The sequence below is a fragment of the Planctomyces sp. SH-PL62 genome (genome assembly GCF_001610895.1).
Taxonomy (GTDB): domain Bacteria; phylum Planctomycetota; class Planctomycetia; order Isosphaerales; family Isosphaeraceae; genus Paludisphaera.
Window position 1 is genome coordinate 5,010,167 of sequence record NZ_CP011273.1, and the last position, 20,698, is coordinate 5,030,864.

Here is a 20,698-nt window from a genome sequence, read left to right on the forward strand (position 1 = left end):
GGGGGCGTCTCTGGGGGATTCCGGCGATGACCGACTTTCGCGCCTGAGCACTATCATGGGCCCGTCGGGCTTAACGGCCGTGTTCGGAATGGGAACGGGTGTGGCCCCGACGGTATGGTCGCCGGAAAAACGGCCGGCGGGGGTTTCGCCCCGCCGGGCGTGGATCTCGGTGGGTCGGTCGATACGTCACGAGGCGAGCGGTTCGTCCACTCCAGCTTCCGATCTCGAGGATCACGGACCCGGGGTCCGGACCGGGAGTCGGCCGGTTTCACTTCGGCGAGGCTCGCCGTGCGGAGGATCTTGCAGCCGCCGCGACCCGGGCCCGGCTCCGCGTGCGGAGGGGACGGATCGGGGTGGTCAAGCCGCTCGGCTGTTAGGACCGGTCGGCTGAGGCGGTCGCCCGCCTTGCACTTCCGGCCTATCGACCTGGTCGTCTTCCAGGAGCCTGTGCGGGACATGCCCGCTGGAGACCTCATCTCGGAGAGGGCTTCGCGCTTAGATGCTTTCAGCGCTTATCCCGTCCCGACCTGGCTACCCGGCGGTGCCGCTAGCGCGACAGCCGGCACACCAGAGGTCGGTCCTCCCCAATCCTCTCGTACTAGGGGAGAAGCTCCTCAAGTCTCCTACGCCCACGGCAGATAGGGACCGACCTGTCTCACGACGGTCTGAACCCAGCTCGCGTACCGCTTTCATTGGCGAACAGCCAAACCCTTGGGACCTTCTCCAGCCCCAGGATGCGATGAGCCGACATCGAGGTGCCAAACCTCCCCGCCGCTAGGGACGCTCGGGGGAGATCAGCCTGTTATCCCCGGAGTACCTTTTATCTGTTGAGCGACGGCCTTTCCATCCAGCACCGCCGGATCACTAACGCCGACTTTCGTCCCTGCTCGACCCATCGGTCTCGCAGTCAGGCGCCCTTCTACGTTTGCGCTCGCGTTGCCCGATTGCCGACCGGGCTGAGGGCACCATTGCGCTCCTCCGTTACTCTTTGGGAGGAGACCGCCCCAGTCAAACTGCCCGATGAGCACGGTCCCGGTACGGGCTGCGTACCGGTGAGGGCCGACGATCATTCAGGGTGGTATTTCACCGTTGGCTCGCCGACGGCTGGCGCCGCCGGGTCGAAGCCTCCCACCTATCCTACACAGAACGAGCATCGGACCAGTGCCAACCTGCAGTAAAGGTTCACGGGGTCTTTCCGTCTAACCGCGGGTACGTGGCATCTTCACCACGACTACAGTTTCACCGGGTCCCTCGTGGAGACAGCGCTCCAGTCGTTACGCCATTCATGCAGGTCGGAACTTACCCGACAAGGAATTTCGCTACCTTAGGACCGTCATAGTTACGGCCGCCGTTTATCGGGGCTTCGGTCGCCGGCTTCGCTTGCGCTGACCGCCTTCCTCAACCTACCGACACCGAGCAGGCGTCAGACTCTATACGTCCTCTTGCGAGTTGGCAGAGTCCTGTGTTTTTGATAAACAGTCGCTAGAGCCGATTCTCTGCGGCTCCCCCCTCGCGGAGGGAGCACCCCTTGTACCGAAGGTACGGGGTCATTTTGCCGAGTTCCTTCACGAGGGTTCTCCCGAACGCCTTCGGATTCTCACCTGGCACACCTGTGTCGGATTGCGGTACGGGCCGGCGGATCGTCCCGAGGGGGCTTTTCGCGGCCGGATTCTCTCGAGCTTCCAGATCGAATGCTGTCGGCCTTGCGGCACGGGGGCGTCTACCACCCCGACTCGAGAATCCTCCGGCGTCCTCCCTCGTTCAACCTCCCCGCCGGGTGACGGAATATTAACCGTCTGCCCATCGACTACGCCCTTGGGCCTCGTCTTAGGACCCGACTGACCCTGGGCGGATTGACCTTCCCCAGGAAACCTTGTGCTTTCGGCGGACGGGCTTCCCACCCGTCTTGTCGTTACTCGTTCCGGCATGCGCACTCGACGCCGCTCCACGGCTCCTCACCGGTGCCGCTTCGACGCTGGCGTCGACGCTCTCCTACCATTCTTGCGAATCCGCGACTGCGGCACGACGCTTAGTCCCCGTCATTTTCGGCGCGGGATGGCTCGACCGGTAAGCTGTTACGCACTTTTGAAATGGTGGCTGCTTCTAAGCCAACATCCCGGCTGTCACGGCGATCCCACTTCCTTTGCCACTGAGCGTCGCTTTAGGGGCCTTGGTCGGCGGTCTGGGTTGTTTCCCTCTCGAGCATGAAGCTTATCCCCCACGCTCTGACTCCCGGGGTCCGACGCACGGTATTCGGAGTTGGGTTCCGATGGGTAGCCGGGGAGGCCCCCAAACGGATTCCGTCGCTCTACCCCCGTGCGTTACTTCCCGAGGCTGGCCCTAAAGCCATTTCGGAGAGAACGAGCTATCTCCAGGTTTGATTAGACTTTCACTCCTCCCCACGGGTCCTCCCCCAGTTTTTCAACACTGGTGGGTTCGGTCCTCCACGGCCGGTTAGGGCCGCTTCAACCTGCCCATGGGTAGTTCACCTGGTTTCGCGTCTATCGCGCCCGACTGAGTCGCCCTGTTCAGACTCGCTTTCGCTGCGGCTCCCCCCCTGAAGGGGTTAACCTGGCCGGACACGATAACTCGCCGGATCATTATGCAAAAGGCACGCGGTCAGCCCGACTTGCGTCAGAGGCCTCCCACCGCTTGTAGGCGCGGGGTTTCAGGTTCAGTATCCTCCCCTTGTCGGGGTTCTTCCCACCGTTCGGTCGCCCTACTGGGTTCGCTATCGGTCGTCGTCGAGTACTTAGCCTTGCGGGATGGTCCCCGCGAATTCAGGCCGGGTTTCCCGTGCCCGACCCTACTTGGGCGACCGGATGAGGAACCGCCGCTGCACCTACGGGGCTGTCACCCGCTCCGGCGCGATTTTCCAAACGGCTTCGGTTCGCGTTGGTTCCTCGTGATTCCGGGCCCTCGACCCCGGACGGTGACCCGTCCGGTTTGGGCTCTTCCCCGTTCGCTCGCCGCTACTGAGGGAGTCTCGGTTGATTTCCTTTCCTCCGGGTACTGAGATGTTTCAGTTCCCCGGGTGTTCCTCGGGCATTCCGGGATCGACGCTCGTTATGCAGCTCCCCCGGACTTATCGCAGCCTTCCACGCCCGAATTCCTGACGACGCCTAGGCATTCCCCCCGCGCCCTTAGGGCTTGACCACGCCGATCGGGCCCCCGCGCCTGGGAAGGCGCGGGCCTCTCGACGGGCAGCCGCTCGATTCTTCGCTTCGCGATTCCTCGCCAAGCCGGACAGGGGATTCGACCCCGGCGTCTCGCGACGCGGAAGTCGGCCCCAGGCCCGATCCAGATCCTAAAGGGTTCGTGTTCTTCGAGCCGCCCCGACTCGCGTCGCGGCGGCGTGAAACTGTAGTGGAGTATGCCACTCGCCCTTCCCGCCGGCGCGTGCCGCCCGCGTCCGAGGACGCCGACCGCACGACCCGCGTTGGGGCTCGTGTCGAATCCGCCCGCCTTCGACCCCCCCGCCCGAGGGGCGAAGCGGCCGGCCGCGGCCGGATTCGTGTATCGACCAACCACCGAATTGTCAAAGAGGCTCGCGGCCGGCGGACCTGCGTCCGCCGCCCGGGCCCTGGCGCCTGGCCAGGGGGCGAGGCCGTCCCCGGGGGAGACGGCCCCGCCCCGCGTCCAGGAGGCGAGGGTCGGAACGTCGACCCGCCCGGCGGAGGCCGGGCGGGCGACGCGTATGCCGATCGATCGTGGCCCGGTCCGCCTTGCGGCGGATCCGGAGGGCCGGGCGCGGGGCCCGGCGTGGTCGGAGAGAGGCGGATGCGGTTCTTCAAACCCTCGGGGGGAGCAGGCGTACGGGCGTCTCCTCGGGGTCCGAGGCGGCGCCGACGAGCCGTGGGGGCCGACGAAGGAGGCCTGGCGGCAACCTTCGCGATCCGGCGTCCCCGGCTTGGTTTTCCAAGTTTCCTTAGAAAGGAGGTGATCCAACCGCAGGTTCCCCTACGGTTACCTTGTTACGACTTAGTCCCCATCACGGGTTTCATCTTCGGCGCCTGCCTTTCGGCTCCGACGACTTCGGATGCCCCCCGCTTTGGTGGCTTGACGGGCGGTGTGTACAAGGCTCAGGAACACATTCACCGCGGCAATGCTGATCCGCGATTACTAGCGATTCCAGCTTCATGCGGGCGAGTTGCAGCCCGCAATCCGAACTGAGGGACGGTTTTTGCGATTAGCGCGGCCTTGCGGCCTGGCGACGCTTTGTCCGCCCCATTGTAGCACGTGTGCAGCCCTGGGCATAAGGGCCATGATGACTTGACGTCGTCCCCGCCTTCCTCCGGCTTGACGCCGGCGGTCTGATCAGAGTCCCCGCCATGACGCGCTGGCAACTGATCACAGGGGTTTCGCTCGTTACGGGACTTAACCCAACACCTCACGGCACGAGCTGACGACAGCCATGCAGCACCTGCACAGGTTCCACCTTGCGGCGTCGCCGACGTTTCCGCCGGCTAATCCCTGCATGTCAAGCCCAGGATAAGGTTCTTCGCGTAGCCTCGAATTAAGCCACATGCTCCACCGCTTGTGTGAGCCCCCGTCAATTCCTTTGAGTTTCAGCCTTGCGACCATACTCCCCAGGCGGAGCACTTCACGGTTTCCCTGCGGCAGGGAGCCCATCGGCGAGCCCCCTACCCAGTGCTCATCGTTTACGGCTAGGACTACCGGGGTATCTAATCCCGTTCGCTCCCCTAGCTTTCGCGTCTCAGCGTCAGTAGACGTCCAGGGTCTCGCTTTCGCCACGGGCGTTCCTTCCGATCTCAACGCATTTCACCGCTCCACCGGAAGTTCCAGACCCCCCTACGTCCCTCCAGACCGGCCGTTTCGTGCCGCGTTCCCCGGTTGAGCCGGGGGATTTCAGGCGCCGACGCACCGATCCGCCTACACGCGCTTTAAGCCCAGTGATTCCGAATAACGTTCGCACGGTTCGTCTTACCGCGGCTGCTGGCACGAACTTAGCCCGTGCTTCCTCCAGGGATCGATCAAGCCCCTTGCAGGGCCTTTCTCCCCCTCGACAGGAGTTTACAACCCGAAGGCCTTCGTCCTCCACGCGGCGTCGCTCGGTCAGGCTTGCGCCCATTGCCGAAGATTCTCGACTGCAGCCTCCCGTAGGAGTCTGGGCAGTGTCTCAGTCCCAGTGTGCCGGGCCACGCTCGCACGCCCGGTAGGCATCGAAGGCTTGGTGGGCCGTTACCCCGCCAACGACCTAATACCACGACGGCCCGTCCCGAGGCGGACGGATCCTTTGGCGAAGCGTCGATGCCGACGCCCTCGCATCGCTGGGGATTACCCGCAGTTTCCCGCGGCTATACCCATCCTCGGGGTTGGTTGCCGTCGCCTTACTCACCCTTCCGCCACTGGCCCCTTGCGGGGCCCGTGCGACTTGCATGCCTAATCCACGCCGCCAACGTTCATTCTGAGCCAGGATCAAACCCTTCACAATGGTCCTCGGACCGTTCGCCCCCCCGAAGGAGGCCTTCCCGATCTCCGGTCCCCATCCTCGAAGAGGTCTGAGGAATGCTCGGCGATCCGTCCTTCATGACCCCCCGCCCCGCCCGAAGGCGTGACGGCTGGCCGCGAGTCCGGATGCGCCACCGGTCCTTGCGGCCGCCCCGACGTCGTTGCGAGGTCCAGGACCTGGGCCTCCGACGTCCCGATGGGACGATCCCGCACGCCGGCTCCCCTCAAGGGTTCGCCCGCGGTACGCGTTCCGAGGGGCTGGTGGCCCCTTCCCGCGTTCCGCACTCGCTACGCATCGTTCTCTCCGCCCCGCGTCCTGCGACGCGAGGCTCGTTCCACGATCGACCGGATTGTCAAAGAGCGGCGATCCGCTTCGCCCCGGCCCTGCGGCCGTCCCGAAGCCCCCGCCTTCCGAGCCTCCCCCCGCCGCGACTCGACGTTTTCGGCCGACCTGGTCGTTGTTGGCGACTCGGTCGGCCGTTCGTTTCGTCTCGGCGTCGTTCGTCTCGACAGGCAGATATTAAGGCATCCCCCCCACCGGGTCAACGGGCTACCGGATTTTCGCCCCCATTTCGTCTCGCAGGATGTTTGGCTGTCTTGATTTACGTTTTCTGATGCGGTCCGATTTCGGTAGGAGAACTCTCGGATTCAGTCCTTCCTTCAGTCCCTATTCCGGGCCTGCGGCTGCCGTGACGCCTGGCAACCTACCCAACGTCTTTCGCTCGTCCGTCCGATTCCAGGATTCCCTGGTCCTCCTATGGTAAGGCCAGGTTCGCGGGTGAATTGGGTTCGATCGGCTGCCTGCCAACGGAACCCATTTGACGTAAATGATGTTCTGATCGTATGTTGGGCTAAGATTTCTGACCTGGGGATTGGGTTCGATTGGCGGATTTGCGTGTGGCGTGTCTGTGATCCGGGATCCAGGGGATCAGTCCCAGGATCTCGAGGAGGGATTGAAGTCCGTAGCATCCCCTACATACACACTGTGGTCGAAACGATGGTTGGGGGATCCATGCCCCCCTGCCCTTCTCGCCTTACCCTATAGAGGGGGTCATTTGGAAGGGTATGGCTCGTGGCGCTCGATCGTCGGCCGTCGGGTCGTCGACTTGTCCGATTCAGGGGGATCGAGTAGGGTCCGGCCTTGACCAAGCGAACCCGACATGAAGGGGGGCCGGCATGGACGCCAGCATCCGAGAACGTCAGTCAGATGCGGGGACACTCGGCCTCGCGACCTCTCATCCTTCCGATGTTCTGCCCTCGGCTCTCGCGGGTCTTCGGATCGCGCTTGTCCATGACTGGCTGACCGGGATGCGGGGTGGTGAGAAGTGTCTTGAGGTTCTCTGCCGGGCGTTTCCCCAGGCGTCACTGTACACACTGATTCATCGGAAGGGATCGACCAGCCCGGCGATCGAGTCGATGGCGATCCGGACGTCGCCGTTGCAGAAGGTTCCCGGGGTCTTCCAATATTATCGGCAGCTTTTGCCGATCATGCCGGCCGCGGCGGCGAGCTGGCGGTTGAGGGACGTGGATCTCGTCATCAGCCTGAGCCATTGCGTGGCGAAGTCTGTGCGGGTCCCGGCGGGCGTGCCCCACGTCTGCTACTGTTTCACGCCGATGCGCTATGCGTGGCAAGGACGAGAAGCCTATCTCCAGAGCTGGTCGAATCGTCCCATCCGCCGGGCGGCGGCGGGGTCGCTCCTCAATCGGCTCCAGGCCTGGGATCAGGCGACCTCGGCGCGGGTGAGCCACTTCGTCGCGATCTCGGAGACGATCCGGGAGCGGATCGCGGGCTGCTACGATCGCGAGAGCACGGTCGTCCCTCCCCCGGTCGACGCCGAGTTCTACCATCCCGCACCGACCTCGACGCCGCGCGAGGACTTTTACCTCGTGGTGTCGGCGCTCGTTCCTTATAAGAGGGTGGATCAGGCGATCGAGGCGTGTCGACGGTCGGGCCGTCGGCTGGTGGTGATCGGGGCGGGTCCCGATCGAACTCGTCTGGAGGCGGCGGCGGGGCCGGCGACGACGTTCCTGGGATGGCAGTCCGACGAGGTGATCCGGGACCATTATCGGCGCTGTCGGGCGCTGCTGTTTCCCGGTGAGGAGGATTTCGGGATCGTGCCGGTCGAGGCGATGGCCTGCGGCGCGCCGGTGATCGCGTTGGGGCGAGGCGGTGCGGCCGAGACTGTCACGGGCGAGTGCGGTCTGTTGTACGGCGAGCCGACGACCGAGGCGCTGGCGCTTGCTCTCGACGGTTGGGAGGCGGAGGGCCTGCCACAGGACCCGGAGTTCGCGAGGAGGCGGGCGGAGACGTACGCGCTGCCGGTCTTCCGCCGGCGGTTGCTGGGGCTGCTCGCCGATGTAGCGACGTCGAAGGAGCGTCACGCCGGCGTTCCCCGTCCCCACCTCGCCGCGCCGGTCGTCGGGAGACGACGTCGGCGCGACGGGTGATGGTCGAGGAGGCTGGTTACGGCTTCGCCGCGGCCTGGTCAGGGGCGGCGACGCGGGGGACCGACTCGAACAAGGCGATCAGGTCGGCGATCTCCTGGTAGGAGAGCGGGTCCAGCAGACCTTCGGGCATGACCGAGATCGGCGAGGGTTTCTGTTCCTCGATCTCGTCCTTCGGGATCGTGACCTTGGAGCCGTCGGAGATCAGCAGCACGAGGTTCGGGCCGTCGGCCACGATCGGCATACCACTGAGGATCCGACCGTCCTCGATCGCGACGGTGATCGGCTTGTACTGGTCCGAGATCACCTTCGAGGGGGAGACGATCGATTCCAGGATGTCGGCCGGCTGGAATCGGCTGTTGACGGTGGAGAGGTCGGGGCCGAGGCCCTGGCCTTTCTCGCCGAACTTGTGGCAGTCGAGGCAGCGGACCTTGGTCAGGACGATCGTCCCGCGCTCGGGGGAGGCGTTCTTCATGACCTCGGCCTGGAGGACGTTGCGCACGAGGTCGGGGAGGTCGCGAGCGTTGGCCGCGGCGACGGTGTCGTCGACCGTGGCGGGGCCGCCCGGATGTTTGGCCTTGTACGCCTGATCCCAGAAGGCGATCGCGGCTTCGAATGAGTCGGCGTCGGCCTTATCGGGAGTTCCCAGCCAGCGATTCGCGAGCTGTTGGATCGGCGGTTGGAGCGGGGGGGCGGCGCGACGGGCAAGGCGGATCAAGGCGGCGGGGGCCTCGGGGCCTTCGGGAGCCTCGTCGATGCGCTGCAAGGCGCGGAGCAGGAGGCGCAGGGTGTTCTCGTCCCTGGCGTCGAGGGCGGCGGCGAAGATCGGCAGGTCGACCTTCGACGGCCTCTCGGCCAGGGCGCGTACCAGTCGGTCGCGACTGCCGGGGTCGGCCTTGAGCAGCGATCGGAGCGCGACGCGGGCCTCCTCGCCGGGAGTTCGCCCCAACTTCTCCAGGATCGTCGACTTGAGGTCGTCGGCCTGCGGGCTGGTCTCCCCGGCCGTGAGCATCAGCCGCATGTAGAGTTTGGCGAGGCCGTCGACGAGGACCGGATCCTTCTCCGGGTCGAGTTCGCGGACGAGGACGCGGGTGGGGAACGGGTGCTTCTCGCCCTGGGCGAGCCATTCCGCCCGCTCCTCGGCAGTGAGGACCGGGAGCCACTCTCGGGCCATCATGTCGAGGAAGCCTAGGTAGCTGTAGCCGCCGTCCCAGGCGCTGGCGCGATCGAACCAGGCCCAGTACCGCTGCTTGCCTTCGGCGTCCCAGCCCTGCTTGATCGCCCGGAGGCAGTAGGCGTCGTGGATTTGCGACACCGAGTCGGCCACGGCGTCCTGGTGGTCCAGGAGCGCGGGGACGGCTTTCGGCTCGTCGAGGAAGGCCAGGAGCTTGGCGACCTCGCGGTTGACCGGCGTGTCGACCTTATCGGAGAGCATCGCCAGGAGTCGGGGACGGAATTCGACCGACGCCGGCGCCTCGGCCTTGTGGGGGCCGAGGAGGTAGGTGAGCTGGATGAGCCGGAGCAGGTCGAGCTGCAAGGCCGGGTCCAGGGTCTCGCGAAGGAGCACCAGTTCGCGGTCGAGCAGGTCGGCCTGGATCGCTTCATCGAGGCGGCTGGCGCGGACGAGCGCGAGCATCCCCTCGATCCTGGCGCGGGGGCCGTCGACCGCCGTGATCGCATCGCGGAATCGCTCGGGGCCGGCGTGCTCGATGGCGGTCCTCGCGGCGAAGCGGATGAAGCGGTCGGGGTCGGCGAGCAGCGGCAGGAGCGCGAGCGCGGGGATCGTCTCGGCCGGCTGCTGCATCAGGGATTCGCAGGCGTGGCGACGGACGAACGGGTCCTTGTCGCCGAGGGCGGCGGTGAGGGCGGCGCGCGAGGCGTCGGTGGGGTGGTAGCCCAGGAGCGAGACGGCCCTGGATCGAACCTCGGCGTCGGCGTCGGCGGCCAGGGCGAGCAAGAGGGCCTCGGTCGGCTGCGGGCCGTGCTGCGAAAGGACTTCGAGCGCCCGCGCGCGATGCCGGGCGGGGGTCCTGCCGGACGCGTCGCGAGCGATCGCTTCAAGGCGAGGTCCCCAGGCCGCGGCGTTCGCCGCCATCAAGTCGGCGATCTTCTTGCGGGAGAAGCTGGAGAGAGGGGAGTCGATTTCCAGGGCGGCGGTCGCGAAGTCGTCCGGAGCTTTCGTCGGAGGGGGAGTGCGGGTGGACTTGAGCCGGAAGAGGCCTCCCTGGGTGCCGCGTCCGCCGGTCGAGAAGTAGAGGCAGCCGTCGGGGCCGGCCTCGATGTCGGTGCAATTGAGGGGCTGGCCGCTGACCATCTCCTTCGCCTTGCCGCGATAGGAGGCCCCTTCGCGTTCCAGGGCCACGGCGAGAATCCGCCCCTGCGACCAGTCGCAGATGAAGAACTGGTCGCGGTATTCGTCCGGGAACTGGCCGGCCTGATAGAAGGTTACGCCGGTCGGGCTGCCTCGGCCGAGATCCAGGGTCGCCGGGAGGCTGTCGAAGTAATACTCCGGCCAGTCGGCCGATCCGTTTCGCCAGCCCAGCTCGGCCCCGACGGGACTGTGGTTGACGCGGACGGGGCGATACCAGGGGACGCCGACGTCCCACTCCATGTCGCTGTCGAAGGAGAACAGCTCGCCGTGGCTGTTGAAGGCGAAGTCGTACTGATTGCGAAACCCGCCGACGATCCGCTTCCAGGTCGCGCCGAGGTCGTCGCTGCGGTAGATCTCGCCGCCCGGCGCCATGATCCCGACGGCGTGGCCTCGGGAGTCGTTGAGGTGCGGCAGGAGCTCGCCCTCGTAGGCCACGTTCAAGGGGCTGCCGGGGTCGATCGGCGGCTTGAGGTGGGAGTGGTTGCCGCTATTGTAATAGAGTCGGCCGTCCGGCCCGATCATCACCGCGTGCGGGCCGTGCTCGCCCATGCCGCCGTCGACGCCGCGGATCAGCTCGATACGCTCGAAGACGCCGTCATGGTCCTCGTCGGTCAGGCGGTGGAGGCCGTCGGCTTCGGGACCCTTGCCGACCGCGAACAGGACGCCTCGATCGAAGTGGAGGCCCTGGCAATTGCTCATGCCCGGGGCGATGACCACGCTGCGGTCGAATTTGCCGTCGCCGTCGTCGTCGACCAGCCGGGCTATGGGGCCACGCTCGACCGACACGCAAGGGGCCCCGTCGGGGTCGAACGTGAAGGCGACGACCGAGCCCGTGACCTGGGGGGCCCCGGCCGTCTCGACCTGGAAGCCTTCGGCCGTGCGGAAGCGATCCGAGGCGTCGCCCAGGCCGAAGGCCAGGCGGCCCCAGGGCTCGACGCCGAATTCGCCGAGGTCGACGGGGGCGAGCCAGGCTGAGTCGTCGAATCCGGCGAGCTTCCAACCGTCGCCCGCCGGGACCTCGGCGGCGGATTTCCAGGTTTTGTTGGTGTGGACCGGGGCCCCCTGGCCCAGGGGAAGGACGCCGCCGGAGACGAGGAAGCCCGCCCGGCCCGGCCCCTCGTTCGAGGCCCAGGCCGACAGGACGTGCGAACCGGTCTCGAGGATCAGGTCGACCTTGGCGGGGGTGCGCCAGTCGTCGCCGCCGGCGATCTTCCGGCCGTCGAGGAAGAGTTCGAAGGCGTTGTCGGCGGCGGCGAACAGGGCCAGCCGCGACGGTTCCTTGACGACCACGGACTTGCGGAAGTAGCAGGTCTCGGCCGGCACGTCCCGGCCGTCACCGACGCCGGCCCGCCAGATCCAGTGGGGCGCGGCGGCCTCTTGCCCGAAGGCCCCGGCGCTCGCGACCAGGAGCCAGCAGAGCGAAAGCGCCGACGCCCGCAAGGTGCGAGCCGTCTGAGTCGAGGGGGATCGGCCGGCGCGAGTCACGACCGGCCGAAAGGGATCTTCGTCCAGCACCATGCAATTCTCCAGCTCGGGGATCACGGGTTGAAGGAACTGGCGTCCACTGAGTCTCGAGCGACGATCGGGAATTATTTCGGGCTGCGCGAGGCCTTCTCGGTCAGGCCGCTGGTGCCGAATCGACGAGCGAGCTCGGCCTCGACGTCGCCCCAGGCCAGGTCGCGGAAGCCGAGCAGGACGGCGGTGTGGAAGACCAGGTCGGCGACCTCCTTCACGAGATGCTCGCGGCCGGCGTCGCCCGGCGCGTCGCTGGCCTCGACGACCTCGGCGGCCTCCTCGATGATCTTCGCACTGATGGCCGCCGCGCCCCCCTTCATGAGGTTGGCGACGTACGACGGCTTCCCCTCGGTCTGGGCCTTGCGCTCGGCGATCACCTTCATCAGCGCGTCCATGATCGATGCTTCCGCCATGACGACTCCTCCTCAAGACTGAAGCCCCCGACCGGGGATTCGCGTCGAACCTCGCCCGTCAGGGAGCTGAGCGGCCCCAAGGATACCATCGCCGATCGCGTCTCGGCAATGGTCTCTCCATCCGGTTCCAATTCCCCATAAACGACTTACGACGAGATCGAAGCCGCCGCCGACTGGTCGCGATGAAGTTTCGCGGCCGGCTATCGCCCCAGCGAGGCGGCACTGCGTCGAGAAACCGGGCGATGCGCCGGCGAACCGTTGGAGGCGGACCGTCCAGGCCGTAAACTTGCAGCCGGTCCGTGTGATCGATCGACGAAGGACCGGCCCCGGCCTGCAGTACAAAGGCGAGCGCGCATGCACGACGAAGATCAGATTCCGATCTGGCTTTTCATCGGCGGGATCCTGGTGGTCTACGGGATCCTGATCCTGGGAGCCGGTTTGTACGCCCTGGCCTTCCCCCCCCCGCCCGAGGCCCGAGTCGCACTTTTCCACCTGCACGCCGACGTCTGGTGGGGGATCATCATGACGGCCATCGGCCTCATTTACTGCGTGCGTTTCCGTCCGAGGCACCACAAGCCGGAAGCCTCGCATCCGGCCTGACGCCGATTCGGCGGCCGTGATGGTGAAACCGAATTGACAGTATGAGGGCCCACTCCTACGATGCGCGAGCTTTGGGGCGACGGGTCCGCGCGAAATCTTCGACGTCGACCTGCGCCTCGAGTGCCCGATTTTCGATTCGTCATGGCAGCCCTTCGACCCGCTTCGCGATGCGAAGAAGACGAAGGTGACGAAAATCGAGCCTGAGCACGGATCGCGGGGCGGCGGCATGGCGAACCCAGCTAAGGTGGGGAAACCTGAAAAGCCGATAAGTCCTGGCAATCTGAGTGCGGGCTGCTAAGGCTCGCAAGGAAGCGAGCTGTGCTCGAGCCTTCAAGGAAGTTCCTTCTCGAATGGCAAGCCCGACCCTCAGCCAGCGAAGGCGGCCCTTGACGCCGCTGAAGCGTCCTTTGCGATCGCGTCCGCCGCTGCCGGCGGAGGTGACGTGTCCCCGCGCCCGCGGGCGGCGGATCGCTTCGAACGTCGCCTACTTGAGTCTGGCCGAGCTGTTCTGCCGGGCCTGCTCGGTGTTCGTGACGCTCGCCCTGATGAAGCGACTGGGGGGGAGCGGTTACGGCCGGGTGGAGTTCGCGTTCAGCGTGGTCTTCTGGCTCGTCCTCCTGGTGCGGGACAGCAGCGACGTGATGGTGGCGCGGGAACTCTCGCGACATCCTCGGCTGATCCGGCCGCTCGTCGATCACGTCCTGGCGTTCAAGACGTTCCTGGCGGTGACGCTCTTCTCCGTTTTGACGCTGGTCGGCTGGTTCACGCTCAAGGACCGCTCGGACTGGTCGATCCTGACGCTGTACGGCCTGATGCTGTTCACGACGGCGATCGGGCTGGACTTCGTCTATCGGGGTACGGAGCGGATGGGCCTGCTGGCCGTTTCGCTCTGCCTGCGGACGATCTTCTACGGGGCGGGCGTCCTCGCGTTCGTCGGCGACGCTTCCCGGATCACCTGGGTGCCGATCTTCCTGACGGTCGGCGAGGCGGGCGGGATCGGCCTGATCTGGCTGAGTTACCTCCGCACGTACCGCATGCCCCGGCCCCGCTTCAGCTTCCGGTTCATCAGCATCCTGGTCCAGCGGGGGAAGATCGTCTGCGCGATCCAGCTCTCGCAGGCGTTGATCATCGCCGCCGACGTGCTGGTGGTGGGGATGATGAGCCTGAGCACCTGGGGGGACGTCGGACGGTACGGGGCCCAGTACCGCATGGTGACGATCATCCTGACCTTCGGGATGATCGTGCAGCACGCGACCTTCCCGACGCTCGCCCGCCTCTGGCGGCACCATCCGGACGCCGGCCGCGACGCCCTGGACTCGCTGGTCGAGGCCCTGATGACCACCCTGACGCCGCTGGCGGTGGGGGTCACGCTGCTGGCCGAGCCGCTGGTCGGGCTGCTCGGGTCGTCGGACTACGACGGCGCGGGGCTGCTCCTGGCGGTCGGGATCTGGCGGGCCCCGCTTTTGAACGTGGCCTTCTGCTACCAGACGACGCTGATCGCGCTCAATCGGGAGACGGTCGGCGTCGGCTCGTTGATCGTGGCCGCCATCGGGATCGGCCCGCTGGTCTATCTGATGCGGACCCAGTTCGGGCTCGTCGGCGCGACCGCCGCCGTGCTGATCGTCGCCCTGGCGCTGGTGATCGCCGGCTTCCACAGCCTGGCCCGCGAGGGGCGGCAGCCGGCCTGGCATCATCACCTGGGGCGGCCCCTGTTCGCCTCGCTGGCCATGGCCCCCGTCTGCCTTTTCCTGGTCCAGTGGCACGTCGTGCTGGCGGTGTTCGGCGGGGCCGCGACCTATCTGCTGGTGTTGCTGGCGACCGGGGGCCTGGATCGGACCCGGCACTGGCGCGCCGCCTTCCACCCGATTGAATCGCCCGCCCCCTCGCCGGCGCGGGCCGAGGTCTCGCCCGGTTCCAAGATGTGACGCTCGCGCCCGCGAGTCAGCGACAGGAGGTCGCCCCTTTGAAATTCTGCATGATCACCACCTTCTTCGGGCCGCACAGCTTCGGCGGCGACGCCGCCTACGTCGACCGGCTCTGCCAGGCGCTTTGCCGACGCGGCCATGAGGTCCACGTCTTCTACTGCGTGGACGCCTTCAATGCGGTCCGAGGCGATCACCCCCTCCGATCGTACACCCCCACGCCCGGCCTGCATCTCCACCCGCTGGAGAGCGGCTACGGGACGTTGTCGCCGCTGGCGACCCAGGCGACCGGGCTCCCCCTGTTCAAGTCGAAGGCGCTCCGCGAGGTGCTCGACGCCGACGACCTCGACGTGGTCCATTTCCATAACATCTCGCTCGTCGGCGGCCCCGGCGTGCTCGGCCTGGGCGCCAACACCCGCGCGGTGCGGATCATGACGGCGCATGAGCACTGGCTCATCTGCCCGATGCACCTGCTCTGGAAGTACGACCGCAAGCCCTGCGACGGCGCGAGCTGCCTCCGGTGCACCGTGGCGGGGGGCCGCCCGCCCCAGGCCTGGCGGTACACGAACGCGATCCCCAAGGCCCTCGGCCACCTCGACGCCCTGCTCTTCCCGAGCGCCCACGCGCTGGAGGAACACCGGAGTCGAGGCGTGGACCGCTGGGCCCCGCTCGTCCACCTCCCGTACTTCCTCCCCGACGACTGGTCGCAGGGGATCGAGGACGAGGAACCGACGCCCACGGAGCGCCCGTACCTGGCCGCCGCCGGCCGCCTGGTCGCGATGAAGGGCTTTCAGCGACTGATCCCGCTGATGCGGAACCTCCCCGAGGCCGACCTGCGGATCGCGGGGACCGGCCCTTACGAGGCCAGCCTCCGGAAGCTGGCCGAGGGGCTGCCGAACGTCCATTTCGAGGGGCTGCTGGGAGGCCAGGGACTCGCCCGGCTGTTCCGGGGCTCGCGGGCCGTGGTGGTCCCTTCGCTCTTCCCGGAGACCTTCGGCTACGTCGTGCTCGAAGCCTTCGCGACCGGCACGCCTGTGATCGTCCACGAAGGGGGAGGCGCGATCCTCGAGACGGGCGTCGCCAGCGGCGGCGGACTCGGCTACCGGACCGACACCGAGCTACTCACGGCCATGCGGCGGATGGTCCACGACGAGGACCTCCGCTCCGGGCTGGCCGCCCAGGGCTTTTCGCAGCGGATCGGCCCGTGGTCCGAGACCGAGCACGTCCACCGCTACCTGGAGCTGATCGCCGGCCGTCGGGCCGCCCGCGACTCCGGCGTGAAGACCCGCCTCGACCCCGCGGCCGGCTCGCTCGCCGCCCGCCACGCCACCCGGGCGACGTCCAGCTCGCCGGCGACGAAGGCCCGCTGAATCGGGCCTGACCGTCCGGGCTCGATCGCGAGCCCGGTTCGGTCGTTCGATCGGCCCTTTCGGACTCAGCGACGCTCCGGGGGCGCCTCGACGTTCGCGGCGGCTTGCGGGGCCGACGCTCCGAGCCGTTTGAGGAGCTGCTCAAGAGGGTCGGGAGTGCCGACGGCGTTCTCTCGAAGCAGGAGCGCCGTGGGGTCCTCGGCCGCCCGTTCGGGGGCGAGGCGGGGGAGCATGCGGTTGTAGAGCAAGGTCACGGAAGACTTGGGACGCGAACCGCGGTGCTGCTCGATCTCTCGGATCGCATCGGCCAGGGGCCAGCCCTGGTTGGCGAACCGATACATGCCGACCCAGGCCGGCGAGCGGTCCATGCTGGCGTGGCAATGGACCAGGACCGGCCAGTTCTCGGGCTGGTTGGCGAATTCCAGGGTCTCCGGCACGCACCGGACCCCGGTCGGATCCTCGGGCGGCTGGTTGTACAGCGTGATGCCGTGTTCGCGGGAGAACCGCTGTTCGTCGGGCCAGTGCGGGCTCCCCTCCGGGGTGAACTCGGGGAACAGATTGATGATCGTCTTGAAGTGATGGCGCTCCTGGGCGATCTTCAGGCCGCGGTACGTCGGCATCGCGCTGAGGTAGAGCCGTCCCGGGATGATCTCGCGGAGGCGGGCGATCGGGCGTTGATACCAGAAGATCCCGCGGCCGACGAAATCGAGGCCGATCGAGACCGCGATCAACGCCACGGCCACCCACATCCCCCGCCGTCCCGGCTGCGCCCGAGGCGCGAGCCTCAGCATGGCGAAGGCCCAGGCGAGCAATCCCCAGACATAGACCCAACGGGGCCAGAAGCCGAACGGCTCGCGGTCGATCCAGGGGAGTTGACGGACCACCATCAGGACGAGCGAGACGGCCAGCAGGCCGAGCACCCCGCGTCGCTTCGCCTCGGACGTCAGCGAGCCGAGCCGCCAGGGACGTCCCGCGACGAGCACGACCGCCGCCAGGGTCAGCGCGCAAACGGCCAGCGTAAGGCGCTGGGGCTGGGACACGCTCGGGTCGAACATCGTCCGCCAGCCCAGGCCGTGCCATCCGTTGAGGAGCGGGCCCGGAGTCGCGGCGTGCCAGAAGGCTGCGAGCGAGAGGGCGAGCGCGGCATATCGCAGGCGTCCCCGAGGGTCGCGCAGGCATCCCCAGGCGGCGAGCACCAGGGCCGCCGAGGAGACGTAGACCGCCACGCAGTCGATCGTGTCGCCGGCCTCGGCGAAGCGATACGCCGCCGGCGGGTAGGCGCTATACGTCTGGCGGACGACGCGCGGGAACTCCGGGTCGAGCGCCTTCTCGTAGGCGAGGATGAGCCAGATCGCCGGCGTCACGGCGAGCGCCAGCGCGATCCACGGCCAGAGCCTGCGTCGCGACGGAATGGAGTGGTGATCGGTCAAAGCTCGTCGCCCCTTCCCTGGACTTCGTCGCCGTGGCCGCGCGCGACGACGCGCGAGGTCGCCCCGAGGACGTGACGCGATGATCCAGATCCGGGCGATTTCGTCAAGCCGCCCGGCGGTCGGCCCCTGCGTCGTCCGCCCTCAGCGCGTGCTCGGCGAACTGCTCGGACTCGACCCGGCCCCGGCCCGTGCGGACGCCGAGACGGACCAGGAGCCGCCGCCGCATCTCGCGAATGGGCCTGGCGATCAGGCGATGCGCCCGGATCCACCAGGGCCGCCTCGCCGCCATCTCGCCTTCGGCGAAGCCGCACTGGTCGGGTCGACAGCGTGACCAGTGCTTCTGGAGATGATATTCGTCGCTCCCCGAGAGGATGGGGAAGATCGGCCGGAGGGGCAGCCATCGCGGCCAGGAGACGCTGATCTGGAAGTCGAACAGGCAAGGTCGGCCGTGGACGTCGACCAGGACGTTCTCTCGCTTATGGAGATCGACGTAGACCATCCGCCGGCCGTGCATGGCCCGGAGCAGCGACTGCAACTCGGGAAAGAATCCATCGTCGACCGGCTCGCGGTCGCCCAGGGGGTGACCTTCGAGGTAGGCGCGGGCGACCCCGTTGCGCTGGAGGACCCCGTCGATCGAGACCGGCCCGGCGAGTTCCGGGATCCCCGGAAGGTCGGCCAGGCTGCGGAGCATCGTCGATTCGCGACGCGCCGTCATCAGACCGATCAACCGCAACGGGACGCCGAAGGCGGAGGCCTTGCGGTGGAGCTTGACCACCCGTCGGACCCCGTCGCCATCTTCATAAAGGGCGGTGGCCGCCCAGGAGTCGTGCTTGAACAGCTCGACGAGGCGATGTTCGACGCCGCCGACGTCCAGCCGATCCGGCGGGGCGTCGCCGCCCAGCGCCCTCAGCCATCGGGGCCGCGGCTTCGGTTGGGTGGCGGATCCGCGACGCTCTGGGGTCGTCCTTGACATGCGGGCACACTTCCTGAATTCATCGTCCGCGCACACGAATCCACGAGGCACGCACGACTCTTCTTCGGCCTGGGACGCCTGTTCCGTGAGCTTCCGTGCCCGGAACTTCGCGTCGACCGCCTTCATCCCGCAATTCGACCTTTTCGGCAAGGCCGAGACCGCGAATCCGGCTCGGCGCGCAAAAAAACCGCCAGGGAAGGCCCCCGACGGTTCATTCGCTTCCTCATCAGATCGCCCGGAGATCGGCGATCAGGGGGTGGCGGGCGTGGCCGGCGTTTCGGCCGGGGCGACGACCGGCGGGGCCTCGCCCGTGGTCTCGACCTTCTTCTCTTCGGTGACCGTCGCGGTCCCCTTGGGGGTCTCGACTTCGGTCGTCTTGGTGACGCTGTCGGTCTCGCCGCAGCCGATCGCGATCAGAGAGACCGACAGGACGCCGACGGAGGCCAGGGAGGTGAGCAGCTTCTTCATAACAGGATCTTCCTCGATACTCGTCCAACTCAGCAACCCATGACCTCGCGAGAGGGTCATGACAACGGCCGCCGACTTCAGACGCTAGAATCCGCAATCGGCGCGCCCAAGTCAAAGGATTGACGGGAGAATGTAGGAATTCCTTCGTAGACGAGCTCGCCCGCCCGCTTCGCCTGTCTGATGGAGCGTGTCGCGTCCTCGCGATTCAAGGTGATGAGCATGCCCATTCCCACCCCCGGGCGATCGAGTCTCCAGCGTCCATGTCCGGCCCCGGGTTCCCATTTCCCCAGGGACGACGACTGGCGGGGAGAAGACGGCATGATTTAAACTGGAGCCCGCAGAACATGGAACCGGGTGTGAAGGCGTGGGCGCCCGACCGCCCGTCCCGATCGCCACGGCCCCCCGGTCCCGAGGGTGTTCCGAAACATGACCGGCGACAATGACGAACGAGATCCCGTCAGCGAATTCGACTCCAAGCGCCGCGTGCGGTCGGACAGGCTGCTGTCGGTCCTGGAGCCGTACGGGCGAGTGGTCGCCGTGTCGCACGTGAATCCGGATCCGGACTCGCTGGCGAGCATGCTGGGGATCCGCGAGTTGATCCAGAAGTGCCAGCCCGGCAAGCCGGTGATCATGACGGTCGACGGGATCATCGCCAGGGCCGAGAACCGGGCGATGGTCGACCTGATCCCGATCCCGCTGGTCCCCGTCAAGTCGGTGGCCATCGACCGCGAGACGGCCGTGGTCATGGTCGACACCCAGCCGCACACCGGACGCCGGAGCAGCGAGAGCGCCACACCGCACGCGGTGATCGACCATCACGAGACCGGCGGCGATCTCGGCGGCGTCCTCTATCACGACATTCGCACCCATATGGGGGCGTCCAGCACGATCGTCACCGGCTACCTGCTGGAGCAAAAGGTCGTCATCTCGCCCCAACTCGCCACGGCGCTCCTCTACGGCATCGAGTCGGAGACCACCGGATACCCGCGCGAGGCCTGCTCGCTCGACGACGGCGCGCTGGTTTGGCTGTTCCCGAGAGCCGACAAGGAATTACTGGCGCGAATCCGCAATCCCAAGCTTCCGCAGAGCCATTTCGCGACCTTCCAGCGAGCCCTCGCGAATGCGTTCCTCTACCGCGACCTGATTTTCACCTGGTGCGGCGAAGTCTCCCAGCCGGATATCGTCGCCGAGATCGCCGACTTCTTCAGCCGCTTCGATCAGGTGAACTGGGTCCTTTCCGTGGGGCTCTATGAAGGGGGACTGAAGATCTCCCTCCGGGCCAACGAGTTGGGGCGGCAGGCCGGCGAAATCCTTCGCGACGTGGTCGACGGCCTGGGCAACGCCGGCGGTCATGACAAACGGGCCGGCGGCCTCGTCGCCCTCGCCGACGCCAGCCCCCAGACGGTCGACCAGACCCTCACCGAACTGCGCCGCCGCCTCCTCGCCGAACTCGAGGTCGACGAACACCAAGGGCGTCGGCTCCTGAACGATTTCTCCAGAATCCCCGCCCCCTGAACCTCCCCCACCGCGACGCCGACGACCCATCCACGCTGGCACGCGCATTCAAGCCACCGGACCATGTTCTCGGTTCGCTTGTACCCTTGACCCGGTTATACTCTGGCCAGGGGTGGCTTTTCTTCGGAGATCGCCGGGAAGCCGTGATACGCCGCAGATCCCCCTCCTTCCCTGAAATCGTGCATTCGGCAAGAAAAATCTGGA

Annotated in this window: 10 protein-coding genes and 3 rRNA genes; 5 read left to right on the forward strand and 8 right to left on the reverse strand. The window is 67.0% G+C overall.

Annotation, left to right across the window (positions count from 1 at the left end):
* Positions 1-18: 18 nt before the first annotated feature.
* The 3 genes from rrf to VT85_RS19355 form a co-directional block, all read right to left on the reverse strand.
* Positions 19-126: ribosomal RNA gene (gene rrf, locus VT85_RS19345) — 5S ribosomal RNA — on the reverse strand.
* 227 nt (positions 127-353) lie between these two features.
* Positions 354-3,156 (reverse strand): 23S ribosomal RNA (locus VT85_RS19350).
* Between the two features lie 776 nt (positions 3,157-3,932).
* A 16S ribosomal RNA gene (locus tag VT85_RS19355) occupies positions 3,933-5,455 on the reverse strand.
* Together the 16S, 23S and 5S rRNA genes form the textbook arrangement of a ribosomal RNA operon.
* A 1,325-nt stretch (positions 5,456-6,780) precedes the next feature.
* Between VT85_RS19355 and VT85_RS19360 the strand changes: the two genes are divergently transcribed.
* The gene (locus tag VT85_RS19360; RefSeq protein WP_197490888.1) at positions 6,781-7,920 is read left to right on the forward strand and encodes a glycosyltransferase; all 1,140 of its coding nucleotides are present in this window, start codon (positions 6,781-6,783) and stop codon (positions 7,918-7,920) included.
* Between the two features lie 16 nt (positions 7,921-7,936).
* Here VT85_RS19360 and VT85_RS19365 read toward each other — a convergent pair whose 3' ends face one another.
* Together VT85_RS19365 and VT85_RS19370 are read right to left on the reverse strand one after the other, a co-directional pair.
* Positions 7,937-11,806, reverse strand: coding sequence for a PVC-type heme-binding CxxCH protein (locus tag VT85_RS19365; RefSeq protein WP_156512959.1), 3,870 nt, complete (start codon positions 11,804-11,806; stop codon positions 7,937-7,939).
* Positions 11,807-11,877: 71 nt separating this feature from the next.
* Positions 11,878-12,216 (reverse strand): phosphoribosyl-ATP diphosphatase, encoded by a 339-nt coding sequence (locus VT85_RS19370; protein ID WP_068419097.1) that lies wholly within the window; start codon positions 12,214-12,216, stop codon positions 11,878-11,880.
* Positions 12,217-12,570: 354 nt separating this feature from the next.
* Here VT85_RS19370 and VT85_RS19375 point away from each other — a divergent pair, with 354 nt between their 5' ends.
* From VT85_RS19375 to VT85_RS19385, 3 genes are all read left to right on the forward strand, one after another.
* The gene (locus tag VT85_RS19375) at positions 12,571-12,816 is read left to right on the forward strand and encodes a hypothetical protein (protein ID WP_068419101.1); all 246 of its coding nucleotides are present in this window, start codon (positions 12,571-12,573) and stop codon (positions 12,814-12,816) included.
* 350 nt (positions 12,817-13,166) lie between these two features.
* Complete coding sequence (locus VT85_RS19380) at positions 13,167-14,741, forward strand: oligosaccharide flippase family protein (RefSeq protein ID WP_082858740.1); 1,575 nt, start codon at positions 13,167-13,169, stop codon at positions 14,739-14,741.
* 38 nt (positions 14,742-14,779) lie between these two features.
* Positions 14,780-16,108, forward strand: a complete 1,329-nt coding sequence (locus VT85_RS19385) for a glycosyltransferase family 4 protein (RefSeq protein WP_197490889.1) — start codon at positions 14,780-14,782, stop codon at positions 16,106-16,108.
* A 65-nt stretch (positions 16,109-16,173) separates the two neighbouring features.
* Here the strand turns inward: VT85_RS19385 and VT85_RS19390 are convergent, their stop codons facing one another.
* The 3 genes from VT85_RS19390 to VT85_RS19400 form a co-directional block, all read right to left on the reverse strand.
* Positions 16,174-17,538, reverse strand: coding sequence for a hypothetical protein (locus VT85_RS19390; protein WP_068419106.1), 1,365 nt, complete (start codon positions 17,536-17,538; stop codon positions 16,174-16,176).
* A 103-nt stretch (positions 17,539-17,641) separates the two neighbouring features.
* On the reverse strand, positions 17,642-18,511 hold the full coding sequence (locus tag VT85_RS19395; RefSeq protein WP_156512960.1) for a hypothetical protein: 870 nt from the start codon (positions 18,509-18,511) through the stop codon (positions 17,642-17,644).
* A 249-nt stretch (positions 18,512-18,760) separates the two neighbouring features.
* The gene (locus VT85_RS19400; protein WP_068419114.1) at positions 18,761-18,979 is read right to left on the reverse strand and encodes a hypothetical protein; all 219 of its coding nucleotides are present in this window, start codon (positions 18,977-18,979) and stop codon (positions 18,761-18,763) included.
* A gap of 426 nt (positions 18,980-19,405) precedes the next feature.
* Between VT85_RS19400 and VT85_RS19405 the strand changes: the two genes are divergently transcribed.
* The gene (locus VT85_RS19405; RefSeq protein ID WP_068419116.1) at positions 19,406-20,494 is read left to right on the forward strand and encodes a DHH family phosphoesterase; all 1,089 of its coding nucleotides are present in this window, start codon (positions 19,406-19,408) and stop codon (positions 20,492-20,494) included.
* Positions 20,495-20,698: the final 204 nt, after the last annotated feature.

What these genes read in the sequence shown, in the direction of transcription:
- VT85_RS19400 (WP_068419114.1), bottom strand. Translation starts at nt 18,979, where the DNA reads ATGAAGAAGCTGCTCACCTCCCTGGCCTCCGTCGGCGTCCTGTCGGTC.
- VT85_RS19365 (WP_156512959.1), bottom strand. Translation starts at nt 11,806, where the DNA reads ATGGTGCTGGACGAAGATCCCTTTCGGCCGGTCGTGACTCGCGCCGGC.
- VT85_RS19360 (WP_197490888.1), top strand. Translation starts at nt 6,781, where the DNA reads ATGCGGGGTGGTGAGAAGTGTCTTGAGGTTCTCTGCCGGGCGTTTCCC.
- VT85_RS19370 (WP_068419097.1), bottom strand. Translation starts at nt 12,216, where the DNA reads ATGGCGGAAGCATCGATCATGGACGCGCTGATGAAGGTGATCGCCGAG.
- VT85_RS19405 (WP_068419116.1), top strand. Translation starts at nt 19,406, where the DNA reads ATGACCGGCGACAATGACGAACGAGATCCCGTCAGCGAATTCGACTCC.
- VT85_RS19380 (WP_082858740.1), top strand. Translation starts at nt 13,167, where the DNA reads ATGGCAAGCCCGACCCTCAGCCAGCGAAGGCGGCCCTTGACGCCGCTG.
- VT85_RS19395 (WP_156512960.1), bottom strand. Translation starts at nt 18,511, where the DNA reads ATGTCAAGGACGACCCCAGAGCGTCGCGGATCCGCCACCCAACCGAAG.
- VT85_RS19375 (WP_068419101.1), top strand. Translation starts at nt 12,571, where the DNA reads ATGCACGACGAAGATCAGATTCCGATCTGGCTTTTCATCGGCGGGATC.